At 52.6% G+C, this 13,658-nt stretch carries 12 protein-coding genes and 2 tRNA genes; 3 read left to right on the top strand and 11 right to left on the bottom strand.

All coding sequences use genetic code 11. The features are described 5' to 3' along the window. Positions 1-23: 23 nt before the first annotated feature. The 7 genes from L2W58_RS10400 to murJ form a co-directional block, all read right to left on the bottom strand. Entirely contained in the window at positions 24-1,982 is a 1,959-nt protein-coding gene (locus L2W58_RS10400; protein ID WP_236103275.1) for a sodium-translocating pyrophosphatase, read from the bottom strand. Between the two features lie 129 nt (positions 1,983-2,111). Beyond that, the gene (guaA, locus tag L2W58_RS10395; protein ID WP_236103274.1) at positions 2,112-3,644 is read right to left on the bottom strand and encodes a glutamine-hydrolyzing GMP synthase; all 1,533 of its coding nucleotides are present in this window, start codon (positions 3,642-3,644) and stop codon (positions 2,112-2,114) included. A gap of 160 nt (positions 3,645-3,804) precedes the next feature. Continuing rightward, the gene (gene groL / locus L2W58_RS10390) at positions 3,805-5,442 is read right to left on the bottom strand and encodes a chaperonin GroEL (protein WP_236103273.1); all 1,638 of its coding nucleotides are present in this window, start codon (positions 5,440-5,442) and stop codon (positions 3,805-3,807) included. Between the two features lie 59 nt (positions 5,443-5,501). After that, positions 5,502-5,792 (bottom strand): co-chaperone GroES, encoded by a 291-nt coding sequence (gene groES / locus L2W58_RS10385; protein WP_236103272.1) that lies wholly within the window; start codon positions 5,790-5,792, stop codon positions 5,502-5,504. 181 nt (positions 5,793-5,973) lie between these two features. Continuing rightward, complete coding sequence (gene tsaD, locus L2W58_RS10380) at positions 5,974-6,984, bottom strand: tRNA (adenosine(37)-N6)-threonylcarbamoyltransferase complex transferase subunit TsaD (RefSeq protein WP_236103271.1); 1,011 nt, start codon at positions 6,982-6,984, stop codon at positions 5,974-5,976. Between the two features lie 177 nt (positions 6,985-7,161). Continuing rightward, a complete protein-coding gene (locus L2W58_RS10375; protein ID WP_236103270.1) occupies positions 7,162-7,659 on the bottom strand; it encodes a hypothetical protein in 498 nt (165 codons plus the stop codon). 28 nt (positions 7,660-7,687) lie between these two features. Next, positions 7,688-9,271: a murein biosynthesis integral membrane protein MurJ gene (murJ, locus tag L2W58_RS10370; protein WP_236103269.1), complete on the bottom strand. Its 1,584-nt coding sequence runs from the start codon at positions 9,269-9,271 to the stop codon at positions 7,688-7,690. Between the two features lie 42 nt (positions 9,272-9,313). On the opposite strand from murJ, the gene L2W58_RS10365 reads away from it, so the two are divergent. Next, positions 9,314-9,757, top strand: coding sequence for a hydrogenase 3 maturation endopeptidase HyCI (locus L2W58_RS10365; protein WP_236103268.1), 444 nt, complete (start codon positions 9,314-9,316; stop codon positions 9,755-9,757). 8 nt (positions 9,758-9,765) lie between these two features. On the opposite strand, the gene lptB is transcribed toward L2W58_RS10365, so the two are convergent. From lptB to L2W58_RS10345, 4 genes are all read right to left on the bottom strand, one after another. Beyond that, positions 9,766-10,503 carry an LPS export ABC transporter ATP-binding protein gene (gene lptB, locus L2W58_RS10360; protein ID WP_236103267.1) on the bottom strand — a complete coding sequence of 246 codons (738 nt, stop codon included), beginning with the start codon at positions 10,501-10,503 and terminating at the stop codon, positions 9,766-9,768. A 13-nt stretch (positions 10,504-10,516) separates the two neighbouring features. After that, a complete protein-coding gene (locus L2W58_RS10355; RefSeq protein ID WP_236103266.1) occupies positions 10,517-11,257 on the bottom strand; it encodes an LptA/OstA family protein in 741 nt (246 codons plus the stop codon). After that, positions 11,254-11,673 carry a hypothetical protein gene (locus tag L2W58_RS10350; protein ID WP_236103265.1) on the bottom strand — a complete coding sequence of 140 codons (420 nt, stop codon included), beginning with the start codon at positions 11,671-11,673 and terminating at the stop codon, positions 11,254-11,256. Before L2W58_RS10350 ends, L2W58_RS10355 begins: the two co-directional genes overlap by 4 nt. 87 nt (positions 11,674-11,760) lie before the next feature. Beyond that, positions 11,761-13,014: a class II fructose-bisphosphate aldolase gene (locus L2W58_RS10345; protein ID WP_236103264.1), complete on the bottom strand. Its 1,254-nt coding sequence runs from the start codon at positions 13,012-13,014 to the stop codon at positions 11,761-11,763. 306 nt (positions 13,015-13,320) lie between these two features. Between L2W58_RS10345 and L2W58_RS10340 the strand changes: the two genes are divergently transcribed. Next, positions 13,321-13,394: transfer RNA gene (locus L2W58_RS10340), tRNA-Gln, on the top strand. Positions 13,395-13,397: 3 nt separating this feature from the next. Next, a tRNA-Glu gene (locus L2W58_RS10335) sits at positions 13,398-13,473 on the top strand. Positions 13,474-13,658: the final 185 nt, after the last annotated feature.

Genomic DNA, 13,658 nt, shown 5'->3' with positions numbered 1-13,658 from the left:
TTCGTAGGCTTAAATATCTCCTGCTACAGGAAGAGAGGGGCCATAACCACGGCCACGACGGACATCAACTTGATGAGAATATTGAGACTCGGTCCGGAGGTATCCTTGAAAGGATCTCCGACGGTATCTCCGACCACGGCGGCGGCGTGTTGCTCCGTGCCCTTGCCTCCGTGATGTCCCTCCTCGATATACTTTTTGGCGTTATCCCAGGCTCCTCCGGAGTTTGACATGAAGATAGCCAACATCACACCGGTGACTATAGCTCCTCCTAAAAGTCCACCAAGGGCCTCGGGGCCGAGGAAGACACCCACCAAGACGGGACAGACTATGGCCAAAAGACCGGGCAAGACCATCTCCTTGAGAGCCGCACCGGTAGAGATCTCGACGCACTTTTCGTATTCCGGGCGGGCTGTTCCCTCCATAATGCCGGGGATCTCCCTGAACTGGCGTCTGACCTCGTCGATCATCTTTTCCGCGGCCCTTCCGACGGCCTGTATGGTTAGGGCACTGAAAAGGAAGGGAAGCATTCCACCGAGGAAGAGTCCGGTCATCACCGTCGGGTTGCTGAGGTCGATGGCTTGAAGGTTGACGGCGGCAGCATAGGCGGCAAACAGAGACAGGGCGGTAAGAGCGGCCGAGCCGATAGCCAACCCCTTGCCCATAGCGGCGGTGGTGTTGCCGACAGCGTCAAGCTTATCGGTTATCTTCCTGACCTCAGGAGGAAGCTTGCTCATCTCGGCAATTCCGCCGGCGTTGTCGGCTATGGGACCGTAGGCATCGACGCTGAGGGTCATGCCGGTGATGGAAAGCATTCCGACGGCGGAACAGGCTATACCGAAGAGTCCACCGAACTTATAGCTGACCAGGGTGGCGATACATATCATTATGACCGGAACGACCGTGGAGATCATTCCCACCGCGATCCCGGAAAGGATCGTCGTGGCAGCTCCCGTCTCGGTAGCCTGGGCTATCTGCTTAACCGGCTTGTAGTCCGCCGAGGTATATATCTCGGTAACCCAGCCGATAAGGACACCTACCAGGATTCCGGAAAGGACGCTCCAGAAGAGGGCGATATCGTTCATCATGAACTTGGTGGCCAGGAAAGCCCCTACCATCATCAAAGCCCCGGTCAGGAAGGTCCCCTTTCTGAGCGCGGTCTGAGCATTTCCGCCCTCCTTGACTTTAACGACGACGGTACCGAGGATCGAAGAAATTATTCCGATACCAGCCAACACCAGAGGATAGGCGACGCCAACACCTCCGGCAACTATGACCCCTATAGCCATGGCAGCTATTATAGAGTTCACGTAGGACTCGAAAAGATCGGCTCCCATACCGGCGATGTCCCCTACGTTATCTCCAACGTTATCGGCGATGGTGGCAGGATTTCGAGGATCGTCCTCGGGAATCCCCGCCTCGACCTTGCCTACCAAGTCTGCTCCGACGTCGGCGGCCTTGGTATAGATCCCTCCGCCTACACGGGCAAACAAGGCGATGGAGCTAGCGCCGAATCCGAAGCCGGTGATAATGCTGGGATCACGATACAGAAAATAGCAGACCAATATTCCCAAAACACCGAGACCCACGACCGCCATGCCCATTACGCTGCCACCCTTGAAGGCCACGTTGAGGGCGGGATTTATCCCTCTGGTGGCTGCATAGGCGGTCTTTCCGTTGGACTTGGTCGCAACGTTCATGCCGATATAGCCAGCAACGGCGCTACACATGGCTCCGAGCACGAAAGCCAGAGCCGTGGGCAATCCTAGCTTCCAGGTTAAAAGCACGGCAACCAAGATTACGAAAGGGAAAAGCCAACGATATTCTCTGTTCAAAAAAGCCATGGCACCGCGATGGATGATGCTGGAAAGCTCCTCCACCCTCTCGTTATCGACCCTGAAACCGCTGACCTTGCGATAAGCCATCATCGCGTAGATCAGGGCCAGAATCCCGGAAAAACCGACAAGCAAAAACACTTGACCCATAAAACAGACCTCCTCTGTGTTCGATACAACACACCGTTAACGAGGTCCCCCATAGGGGGATCACCTCGCCAAAGCTCCAACATTATAGTAAAGGGACAGGATAAAAACAAGCAAAGGCCCGGCCTTAAACTACTCCCACTCTATGGTTGCAGGTGGTTTGCTAGTTACGTCGTAAACTACCCTGTTTATGCCGGATACCTCGTTGCATATCCTGGTAGAGACCCTGTCGAGGACCTCCAAGGGGAAACGAAACCACTCTGCGGTCATACCGTCCGAGGACGTTATGGCTCTAAGAGCCAAAACCCTGGCGTAGGTCCTATCGTCGCCCATAACTCCTACGGTATAGACCGGAAGGAGCACTGCAAAGGCCTGCCATATATTATCGTACAGACCGGCTTTCTTGATCTCGTCGATATATATCCGATCGGCTTTTCTAAGGACATCCAATTTTTCCTTGGTAATATCTCCAAGACAGCGAACGGCCAGACCTGGACCTGGGAAGGGATGACGATTGACTATATCCCGAGGCACTTCGAGTATCCTTCCGATAGCCCTTACCTCGTCCTTGAAGAGATCTCTTAGAGGCTCCAGGACCTTCAGGTCCATGTCCTCGGGAAGGCCTCCGACGTTGTGATGGCTCTTTATGACCGCAGCGTTCTTCCCCTGATGGCCGCTTTCTATGACGTCAGGGTAGAGCGTTCCCTGCAGAAGCCATTTGGCATCGGCTATCTTCGACGACTCGGCCTCGAAAACTCTCACGAAAAGCTCACCGATGATCTTACGTTTTCTCTCCGGATCGGTAACACCTTCCAATGCGGTCAGAAAACGTTCTGAAGCATCCACGTGAACGACGTTTAAATCCATGGCCTCGTAACTCTCCAAGACCTCCTCGGCTTCCCTGTTCCTGAGCATTCCGGTGTCCACGAAGATACACTGAAGTCTGTCCCCGATGGCCTTGGACACCAAAGCGGCGGCCACGGAGGAATCCACGCCTCCGGAGAGACCGCAGATAACCCTGTCGTCACCTACTGTAGATCTGATGGAGGCCACGGAACTCTCGACCCAGTCTCCTAGATCCCAGTCTCCGTTACACCCACATATCTTAAACAAAAAATTGGAAAGCATGGTCGTTCCGTGTTCCGTATGGGCAACCTCGGGGTGGTACTGAAACGCCACCAATCGCCCGTCGGGGCTGCGGAAACCGGCGATAACGCCGTCGTCGGTCTTGGCAGTCAAGACCATGTTCTCAGGGATGGCCTCGACGTCGTCGCCGTGACTCATCCAGACCTGGGTCCTCGAGGGGACGTCGTCGTAGATCGTTGCCTCGTCGTCCACTATGGTGACGTGAGCTCGACCGTATTCCCTGCTTGTGGACGATCGAACCCTTCCTCCCATGGCCTTACAGATGTACTGCATCCCGTAACAGAGCCCCATCACAGGAACCGACATATTCAATATTGCGGGATCTATCCAGGGGGCGCCTTCCTCCAACACACTCCTGGGACCTCCGGATATGACCACACCCATAGGAGATCTGGCCTCTATCTCCTCCAAGGTGGAGTCCCACGGCATTATCTCGCTGTGTACTTTCAACTCCCTGATGCGCCTGGCTATCAGCTGGGTAAACTGAGAGCCGCAGTCCAAAATCACGATGTTTTCCATGATCTCAAAGTTCCTCCCCCGTTTAAATACGAACCTTCCCGTCGCTCCGTTCATGATACCAGAAAGGGAGGCCTTGGTGATCTTTCAAACGATAAAATCGAAAAAAGGAACCCCCGGCGAAAAACCGGGGGTTCCGGAAAGGACCTTCAGGACATCGAGTCTAGTACATACCGCCCATTCCGCCGGGCATCCCACCCATTCCGGCGGCGGGATCGCTCTTCTCCTCGGGCTTATCCGCCACGAGGGCCTCGGTGGTCAGGACCATCTTAGCCACGGAAGCGGCATTCTCCAAGGCGCTCCTGGTCACCTTCACGGGATCGATGATGCCCTCTTTGATCATGTTGACGTAATCTCCGGTGGCAGCGTTAAGCCCGCAACCGTCCTCCAGGCCTCGCACCTTCTCTACCACAACGTCGCCCTGAAGGCCGGCATTGGTGGCTATAAGGTGGAGAGGCGAGGAAAGGGACTTGAGGACCAGGCTGGCGCCGGTCTTTTCGTCTCCATGGAGCTTATCTATCTCCTTGGACAAACCATCGATACAGCTGACCAGTGCGACACCGCCCCCGGCAACGATTCCCTCTTCAACGGCAGCTCTCGTAGCGGCCAGGGCATCGTCGATCCTGAGCTTCAGCTCTTTCTGCTCCGTCTCGGTAGCGGAACCGACCTGTATCACAGCGACGCCTCCGACTATCTTGGCAAGACGTTCCTGGAGCTTCTCCTTGTCGTAATCGGAGGTTGAGTCCTCAAGCTCCTTGCGAATCTGAGCAGCCCTCTTGCGAATATCCTCTGGGTTGCCTGAGCCCTCGACGATGGTGGTCTCCTCTTTGGTAACCCGGATCTTCTTGGCTTTACCGAGCTTGGAGAGCTCCACGTTCTCCAGCTTCTCTCCCAGATCGGAGGTGATGACCTCTCCGCCGGTCACGATGGCGATATCCTGAAGCATAGCCTTACGACGCTCGCCGAAGCCGGGTGCCTTGACCGCCGCAACCTGCATGGTACCGCGCAGCTTATTGACGACCAAGGTCGCCAAAGCCTCTCCCTCGATGTCCTCGGCGATTATGAGAAGAGGCTTCCCGGTCTGGACCACCTTCTCCAAGATGGGAAGGACGTCCTTGATGTTGCTGATCTTACCATCGTATATCAGGATATAGGCGTCCTCGTGGGCGGCCTCCATACGCTCGGGATCGGTGACCATATAAGGGCTGACATAACCTTTGTCGAACTGAAGTCCCTCCACGGTCTCAAGGGTGGTTCCCATGGTCTGACTATCCTCTACCGTGATGACCCCGTCCTCACCGACCTTCTCCATCGCCTCGGCGATCAGTTTACCGACCACCTCGTCGTTGGCGGAGATAGAGGCCACCTGGCTGATCTCCGACTTGCCCTTAACCTGTATGGATTTCTTCTTCAGGTCTTCGGTTATGAAGTTGACGGCCTTCTCGATACCGGTGCGAAGGAACATTCCGTTAGCACCGGCCGCGACGTTCTTCATACCCTCGTGGATTATCTCCCTGGCAAGAACGGTCGCCGTGGTGGTACCGTCTCCGGCCACATCGTTGGTCTTGGAAGCGACCTCCTTGACCAGCTGGGCACCCATATTCTCGTAGGGATCGTCCAGCTCGATCTCCTTGGCTATGGTGACACCGTCGTTGGTGATAGTAGGAGAGCCGAATTTCTTCTCCAAAACAACGTTACGTCCCTTGGGACCAAGGGTAACTCCTACGGTATCAGCGACTTTATCGATCCCGCGCTCCATTGCGCGACGAGCTTCCTCACCAAAAGCGAGAATTTTTGCCATAGTTGTCGAACCTCCCGTTCTTTCTATCGGTAAATTAATGATCTAACGGTCTTAAACGTCTACTTCTCTATTACGGCGAGAACGTCTCTCTCGCTGAAGATCACGTATTCGTCTCCGTCGATTTTTACCTCCGTACCGGCATACTTGCTGAAGATAATCCTGTCGCCGACCTTGAGCTCAAGAGGAAGCTTCTGACCGTTCTCCAGAACTTTCCCGGAACCTACAGCCATTACCTCGCCTTCCTGAGGTTTCTCCTTGGCAGTGTCGGGCAAGAAGAGTCCACCTTTTGTCATTTCTTCACTGGTAACGACCTTGACTACGATACGATCCGCAAGGGGTTTGAGATTCACGCTAAATACCTCCCTCAAAATTTCTTTGGTGATATTAGCACTCAAACCTTGTGAGTGCTAATCGACGATGCTGATGATACAGGCAGCCCCTTTAAATCTCAAGAGAGATCAGGAGCATTGTGAGATAAATAACACGCATTACGAGCTAAAATCGCCGTTTTTCTTCTATAATCACATTTGGTCAAACTCCATCCATAATGCTCCACGAAGGAGAAGGAGACAAGTCCAAGCCGCTTCTACGTCCTCTCATCCAACCGTGGTATCCCGCCGCTCCTATCATGACGGCGTTGTCGGTACAATAGAACATATCTGGGACATATCCCCTCCAGGATCCGCGATCGAGAACCATATCCCTGAGACAGCTGTTGGCGGCGACGCCTCCTGAGAGTACCACCTTTCTAACCCCGGTCTTTTGGACAGCCAGATCCAGTTTACATATCAGAGCCTCTACGGCGGATCTCTGAAAGGAAGCACATATATCCTCCACGGGGAGAGATGTTCCCTCTTTCTTCATGCGTTCTATCTGCCAGAGCACGGCTGTCTTCAAACCACTAAAGCTAAAGGATATCTCATCCGATCTTTTCAAGGGAACCGGAAAGTCGAATGCCTGAGGATCTCCGTCCTTCGCCAATTCGTCCACGATAGGTCCTCCCGGATACGCAAGGCCTAGAAGTTTAGCCACCTTGTCGTACGCTTCTCCCGCGGCGTCGTCTTTGGTTCCACCCAATATTCTGTAAAGCCCTAGATCTTCCACGAGAACAACTTCGGTGTGCCCGCCGGAGACTATCATCGCTATGAAGGGAGGCTCAAGGTCGGGATGATTCACCACGTTGGCGAACACGTGTCCCTCCAGATGGTTTACCCCTAAAATCGGTTTTTCCCACGCCTGGGCCAATCCCTTGGCCGTCATGACACCTACCAGTAATGATCCCATCAGCCCCGGTCCGGCGGTCACGGCTATGAGGTCCAAATCCGACGGTTTTGCATCGGCTTCAGCTAAAGCCCTTTCCACCAAGGGAAGAATCGCCTCCAGGTGCATCCTGGAGGCGTATTCCGGAACAACCCCCCCAAAGGGAGCATGTCTCTCCACCTGAGATGACATCGTGGAGGACAGTACATTTCTCTGGCCTTCGAGTATGGCTACGGCGGTATCGTCGCAACTGCTCTCTATGGCCAATGTCAGGAACCCCATAAACTCAACTCCCACAGCCACTGCAACAACTGCAGTTACCGCTGCAACTTTTCGAATTGAACTTTTCTCCGCTGACATGAATCAAGACATTGCTGCCGCAAAAAGGACACCTAAGCTCTCTTTTCTCGCTTTCAAATTCCTTTTCACAGGCCGCGCATTTAAAGACGTGCACTAACCTCACCTCCTCGGGACAATCCAATCGGTAGTCCATTCACCATAAGCCATCTCCAGAGAACGCCCCGGCTTCAGCAGAGACCTGGGCATGGAAAACGCCAACGTAGCCACCGTACCGGAAGACAGGGGGCCTACGTTTATCATGTCCTTTCTGGATACGACGTCGCTCATCTTTAATTTGTACCCTCCTATCTTTATCTCGGTAGGGTCGAATTCCCAGTTTTTTATCGCCTCGTATCTCAACAGGAAGAACTCTCTTTTCCCTTTCCTTGCGACCGTTTCATATTGAAGGTTCCACGTCAGCCATTCCGGCAAATTTCCTCTATCCACTCTGGCGACATCACACAACCTCCTGTCCATAAACAGGAAGGTCAATTTTCCTTTCGCCCCTAAAACCATATCGCCCATGATCTGACCTTCGACCCACACCACCGAGGAACGATCGGCCTCCAAATCCTCGAAAGAAGAACCCCAACAAGGAATACCGACAACAAAAAGCATCACTAGTGCAGATGAAAAAATAAACATCTTACCTATTCGATTCATCGCATTTTTTGTCCTTTCTCTTTCTGGAGACAACGGCCTCTTTTATCCAATGGAGCTCACCAGACCCCATAACGGCGGCTCCTCCTATGTAGGAGACCCCTCCTAAAATCGCGGCGAACAGGATCCATAGGGACCTCCAAGCCATCGAACCGCCCTGAGGATAGGGATACAAAACCGAGAAACCGTACAGAACCACTGCCAGAGCCGACAGAGCTACCATATTTTTAACGATCCAGGACATGTCGAAAAGACCTATTCGATGCGTCGTTTTCCTACCTAGAAGATAAAGCCCGACAAACGAGGAAAGAGTAAAGGCTATCGAGGTAGCCAAAGCCAGCCCACTGAATCCCATGGGACGCAGGAGCAAGACGCTGATTACCAGGTTAGAGACGACGCTTGACAGGGTCACTGCAACGGCCGCCCTTGGAAGCCCCTTAGCGTAGAGCGCTCTCATGATTACAGTCGAACAGGCCATTCCTGGAAGTCCTAAAGCATACATAGACATGGCCAAAGAGGTCGCGTTCCATGCCCATTCGCCGAAAGCTCCTCTGTAGAAAAGAACGTGTATCACGGGCCCCGAGACCATGCAGGCTGCCACCGTTATCGGCAATATGGCGAAAAGAGCAAACCTCACCGAATCCCGAACGGTCTCAGAGAACACCCTGTCCCCCTCCAACATACATCTCGATAGTTCCGGAAGCACCGCCTGAGATATGGCTATCACGACGAGTCCGAGAGGAAGCTGTATAACTCTGTTGGCGTAGTTCAGGACAGAAATGGCCCCATCCTGGAGAAAAGAGCCCAATACCCTGCTGATGATCGGATTTATCTGATTCAGAGAGAGACCTGCCGCATAGGGAAGGAAGAGCAACATCATCCTTCCGAGCTCTGGATCTCCTTTTTTAGGAATCGCCGGGAGGAGGGAGACTCCTTCCCTGGAGACCGCCAGAAGCTGTACCCCCATCTGCAAGACCCCTCCTAGAAGAACCGCCCAGACCAGACAGGATACGCCGCTCCTTGACGCAAACAGGAGCACGATCGTAATATATGCTACGTTGGCCATGGCGGGAGCCACGGCAGGCACGAAAAACCTGCCCATGCTGTTTAAGACTCCCATGGCAAGTGCGGCCATTGATACCATCATCAGATATGGGAACATCCACCTGGTCAGGGACACCGCCAAGTTGGTCTTTTCGACGTCAAATCCCGGGGCCATCAAGGAGACCAATAATGGAGACATTAGATAACCCAAAACGACAACCACGGCACACAAAAAAAGCAACACAGATGAAGCCTGCCTGGCCAGGTTTTCGGCCCTCTCGCATCCGTCCTTCTCGAGGACCTGAGCGAAAACCGGCACGAACGCTGCAGAGAGAGCCCCTTCCGCCAGAAGCTGTCTTGCCAGATTAGCAAGGGTATAGGCTATGTAGAAAGCGTCGAGAGAACGAGAGGCCCCGAAAAGGGCCGCGGTTATGATCTCTCTAGCCAGTCCAAGTATTCGGCTGGCGAAGGTTCCCAGCATCATTGTAAGAGCGTTTCTGACCATACGAGAGAGAATTACCGACACAGAGCTTCCTCCAGTTCAAGATAGATCGAGGTGCATAATAAGATGAGCAAGACGATGATATGGGGTCTGGGAAACGAGCTCTACGGGGACGACGCGGTAGGGGTGATAATATCCGACAGATTAAAGAGAACCCCTCCTGCCGACACGGTGGTATACACATGTTATACCGTACCCGGAAATTACGTATACGCCATAAAGAGGGAGAGACCAGAAAGGCTGATCCTGGTAGACGCCTCCGACATGGGACTCATCCCCGGGGATTTCAGGCGTTTTTCAATAGAGAGGATATCGGATGTCTCTTTCACAAATCACGACATGCCCTTGAACCTGATGTTGAACCAGCTCGATCTGGAGACGTTTGTAATAGGGATACAGCCAGAGAGGGTCATGCTGGGAGCGCCCCTCAGCGCAAAGGTGGCCTCTGCAGCAGAAAGGGTAGAGAGCATCCTCCGATCGGGAGACATCGATAAAATAGCTCCTCTTTGATCGAAAAGTCACCAGGTAAACCTCTCTCCGAGATAGAATTTCCTGGCTACCTCGCTCCTGGCTACCTCATCGGGATTACCCTCTATGACTATTTCTCCTCTGTGGATCAGATAGGTTTTATCGGTTATGGCCAGGGTATCCCTGACGTTATGATCGGTTATCATTATTCCGTAACCTTTTTCCCTGAGTCCCAAAATTATCTGTTGTATATCGTAGACCGCTATCGGATCTATCCCGCTGAATGGTTCGTCCAAAAAGATAAAGTCCGGCATTATAGCTAAGCACCTAGCTATCTCAAGCCGCCGTCGCTCTCCTCCACTCAAAGCGTATCCCGATACGTCCACCAGTCTCTGAAGTCCCAGATCCTCCACCAGACGATCAGCAATCTCCCGTCTCTCCGCCTTAGCGACGTGTCTTTCCTCTAACACGAGATCCAGATTTTCTCTAACCGTTAGACTTCGAAACACAGAACTTTCTTGAGGCAGATAGCCTATTCCTATACGAGCCCTCTTATAGACAGGGAGGTCGGTTATCTCCCTGTCTCCCAGTAGAACGCGACCTCTGTCGGGTCTTATCAACCCCACTATCATGTAAAAACTGGTGGTTTTTCCAGCTCCGTTAGGCCCCAGGAGTCCGGTGATCTTTCCCATAGGAATCTTCAGGTCGACCCCTGAAACAACGGTCCGCTTTCTGTAGCTCTTCGTCAACCCTTCCGCTGAAAGGGTAACTCCGTTTCGTGATGTCATGGATGATACAACCTCATTCCACGTCGAAGGTTATCTTGGGGCTCCCCTTCGCCTCTATCTTGCTTGTAGCCGGATAAAAGACCACGTTTTTGGCGGTTATCTTTCTACCTCTCTGCACCGCCACCGCACCTCCGCTCATAACTATGGAACCCCTGTCTTTCGAATATAGCGCCTTGCCACCGGAGATTTTCGTCAAGGTTCCGTCTTTCAGGTGTTTTATCTCCATCTTGACGGATCCGTTGGCCTCGAACTCTCGAAGCATACCGTCGCCGATCGCTCCTTTTACCCTATCGCAGGACAGGGAGATCCCCTCGTCGTCGTCCTGGAAACGAGAGACCTTAGTCGCTATGAAGCGATCTCCGATCATCTCCACGTCATAACACCTCAAAGAGCGGCTTCCGAAACGACCTTCGACGGAGCCGACCATGGAGATCCTCTCCGGCTTGGAGAAGGAGGCATTCAGCTCCTGGCACTGAAACGAAAGGTTCTCTCCGCTCCAGGTCCCCTCGGCTCTGACGTTCTGCCACATTCTGGCGGTATTTTCCCTATAGCTACCCTCGCAACGATCGGAGACTACCTTGAGATCCTCCCTTATCAACGTCACGTTTCCCAATCCGACCAAAAGCCCCGTAGCCGTATCGAAAGTCATGTTGTCGGCGGTAAGCTTCACCTTGGCGCAACAGATAAAAGGAGATGAAAATATCGAAAAGAGAGAAAGCAACAGCACCGCCAGGGCCGTTTTAAATAGCCTCATCGACGACCGCCCTCGTCGGGATCGATGGGGACCCACCCCATGGAGCCGATCCTTTCCACCGCATCCTCCACCTGATAGCGAGAGTAGAACCCCCTATCGACGATCCTCTTCGTCGCACGCGATATCATCTCTTCACCATACCATCTGTTTATGGAGTCCTCTACAAGAACTCCCTTCGCCGGGCCTCCCCCACGAATTCGACAATAGACTACGAACGGAGTTGTCCCTCCGGAAGGCACCCTATTACGTCTGATATAACTGGACGTCAGTTTTCTGCTATCGACCACGATAGGGTCTATAACCAGACGAGCTTCTTCCATATCGTCCAAGAGATGGCTTACCCTTTCGTAGTTGGCTATCTCTACTGATAGAACATCCAGAAAGTGGTCCTCCAAGCGAATAGATCTGTCCTGCATTTTCCAGGCCCCCTTTTAAAATCGAACATCGGTCCTGAAATTATATAGTAAAGGCCCCCGTAATAGGAGGCCTCTGGGCAAAATATGCTAGTCGGAGTAATCCTCCCCGTCTTTCTTCGCGGCATTGGGAGCCTTATCCGAACCGAAATCCCCTCTGGAAGCCTGAACTTTCATGTCGGGAAACGGATTCCAGTTTTCCCTGGACGACATTCTCTCCTTGACTATCTCGGCGGTTCCCTCCGCGTTAAAGGCCTTTATGAACCTCTCGGCCCACCACTGAGTTTCCTCTACTATCATATCGAGACGATCCGACGGAAGAGACGCTATCCGCTCCCAGAAAGGAAGATTGGCTTTTTTATAGTTCCCGTCCTTACGGCTGTAACCCTGACCGTCACACCAAGAGACCAGGTCGTTCCAGAGATCCATCGGTATTCCACGGTCCTGTTCTTTTATGTAGCTATCCCCTTCTATCACGGCGTTACCGGTTTCCTGATCCATCTTGATACCGAACAACACGTTCTGGAACAAGGTCGCCACGTTGCCCTTGTTTATGCCGTATTTTGAGAATTCAGCGCATTTGTCTATAGCGGTACCGGATATACCGTGTTGAGCGATGGATACACCGTAGGGAGCTATGGCTTCGGCGATTTCCTTCGTCCTCTCGAGATCGATCCCCTCCGCCTGTCCCTTCGAGGCATCGTAGGTACCGTGCAAACTCCCGTTCGAGATGGCCAAAAGATCGGGAAAGATGCTCCAGGAATTCAATCCGCCTACGAAGTACAGAGCCTCCTCGACCGTTGAAAGTTCCCCTGCTCCTTTTATCTCGCCCACCTCTACCTCCAAACCGAAATAAGGTGGCACATGCATAGCGACATCTCTGGTAGCACAAAGATTCTCCCAATCAGGAAGATGGGAGGCGTCTATGGCGACGGAGGTCCAACCATTTCTGACTATCCTACCTAGATCGGAGACCGCCTTGATCACATCGTCATAACCCTTTATGCCGTAGTGGTCCACATGGAGGGCAAAGACAGCTCCGTGACCGATCTCGGACGAATATCGAACAGCAGCCTCAGGCAGAGTATCGAAGTTACTTCCACAATAGTTGGTCTCCGATTTCGCTATTTCTATAATGACCGCGGCATCAAGTTTTTTCGCAGCTTTTAGAATCCCTTTCACCGTAAGGGGATGCCTGGCGTTCGCGGCCAAAGCTATTGCGCCTTTATGTTTCATTGCGCCGAAGACGTCCCGTCCGCTGACCAATGCAACGTCCTCGGAGTCCCATCTAGCTCGAACATTTAGAGGACGTCTGGAGAGAAACGAACACTCTTTGGATGCCATAACACTATCACTCCTCAAGTTAATACGATAACGTCTAAAGGGGACCTCTAAAACCTCACGAACCTCACTTCCAGTTAGTTCCAGTGAGGTAGTCCCAATGGATAACTTACGTTTTTAGAGGTACGCTACAATAGACGCTCCAAAATACCTTATCCCTCTTTTGCCATTATATCCATACAGCCGGTTTCGTAAAAGAGGAGAAGTACGCCCAAAAAAAGAACTATTTCGATATTTACTCCAGGGTTGCGAACATCCAGCCTCCATGGTATTATACCTCTCGCACCGGGTTGAAGCTCGGTCGACCATTGGGGAATCGTCCAACGGCAGGACGCCTGACTCTGGATCAGGTAATCGGGGTTCGAATCCCTGTTCCCCAGCCAAATGGTCCCTTCGTCTAGTGGTCTAGGACGCCGGGTTCTCAGCCCGGTAACAGGGGTTCGAACCCCCTAGGGACTGCCAAAAGCTAAAGGCCTTCCATTTTTCATGGAAGGCCTTTTTATTATCATCCGCTCTATCCAGACACGACTAAGAGCTAGCCGTTAAAGTATGGTGGACCCCATTGTCAAGACCATTTTTTAGCCTAGATTAGTTTAGGTCAGACTGCTATAGGTCTTCCTTTCCGAAGTAGATCTCCTGCGGTGTCC

Source organism: Dethiosulfovibrio faecalis (genome assembly GCF_021568795.1).
GTDB lineage: Bacteria > Synergistota > Synergistia > Synergistales > Dethiosulfovibrionaceae > Dethiosulfovibrio > Dethiosulfovibrio faecalis.
The sequence above is the reverse complement of the archived record's forward strand: the minus strand, read 5'-3'. Positions and strand labels throughout refer to the sequence as shown.

What these genes read in the sequence shown, in the direction of transcription:
- L2W58_RS10400 (WP_236103275.1), bottom strand. Translation starts at nt 1,982, where the DNA reads ATGGGTCAAGTGTTTTTGCTTGTCGGTTTTTCCGGGATTCTGGCCCTG.
- guaA (WP_236103274.1), bottom strand. Translation starts at nt 3,644, where the DNA reads ATGGAAAACATCGTGATTTTGGACTGCGGCTCTCAGTTTACCCAGCTG.
- groL (WP_236103273.1), bottom strand. Translation starts at nt 5,442, where the DNA reads ATGGCAAAAATTCTCGCTTTTGGTGAGGAAGCTCGTCGCGCAATGGAG.
- tsaD (WP_236103271.1), bottom strand. Translation starts at nt 6,984, where the DNA reads ATGGGGTTCCTGACATTGGCCATAGAGAGCAGTTGCGACGATACCGCC.
- L2W58_RS10375 (WP_236103270.1), bottom strand. Translation starts at nt 7,659, where the DNA reads ATGCTTTTTGTTGTCGGTATTCCTTGTTGGGGTTCTTCTTTCGAGGAT.
- L2W58_RS10365 (WP_236103268.1), top strand. Translation starts at nt 9,314, where the DNA reads ATGAGCAAGACGATGATATGGGGTCTGGGAAACGAGCTCTACGGGGAC.
- lptB (WP_236103267.1), bottom strand. Translation starts at nt 10,503, where the DNA reads ATGACATCACGAAACGGAGTTACCCTTTCAGCGGAAGGGTTGACGAAG.
- L2W58_RS10355 (WP_236103266.1), bottom strand. Translation starts at nt 11,257, where the DNA reads ATGAGGCTATTTAAAACGGCCCTGGCGGTGCTGTTGCTTTCTCTCTTT.
- L2W58_RS10350 (WP_236103265.1), bottom strand. Translation starts at nt 11,673, where the DNA reads ATGCAGGACAGATCTATTCGCTTGGAGGACCACTTTCTGGATGTTCTA.
- L2W58_RS10345 (WP_236103264.1), bottom strand. Translation starts at nt 13,014, where the DNA reads ATGGCATCCAAAGAGTGTTCGTTTCTCTCCAGACGTCCTCTAAATGTT.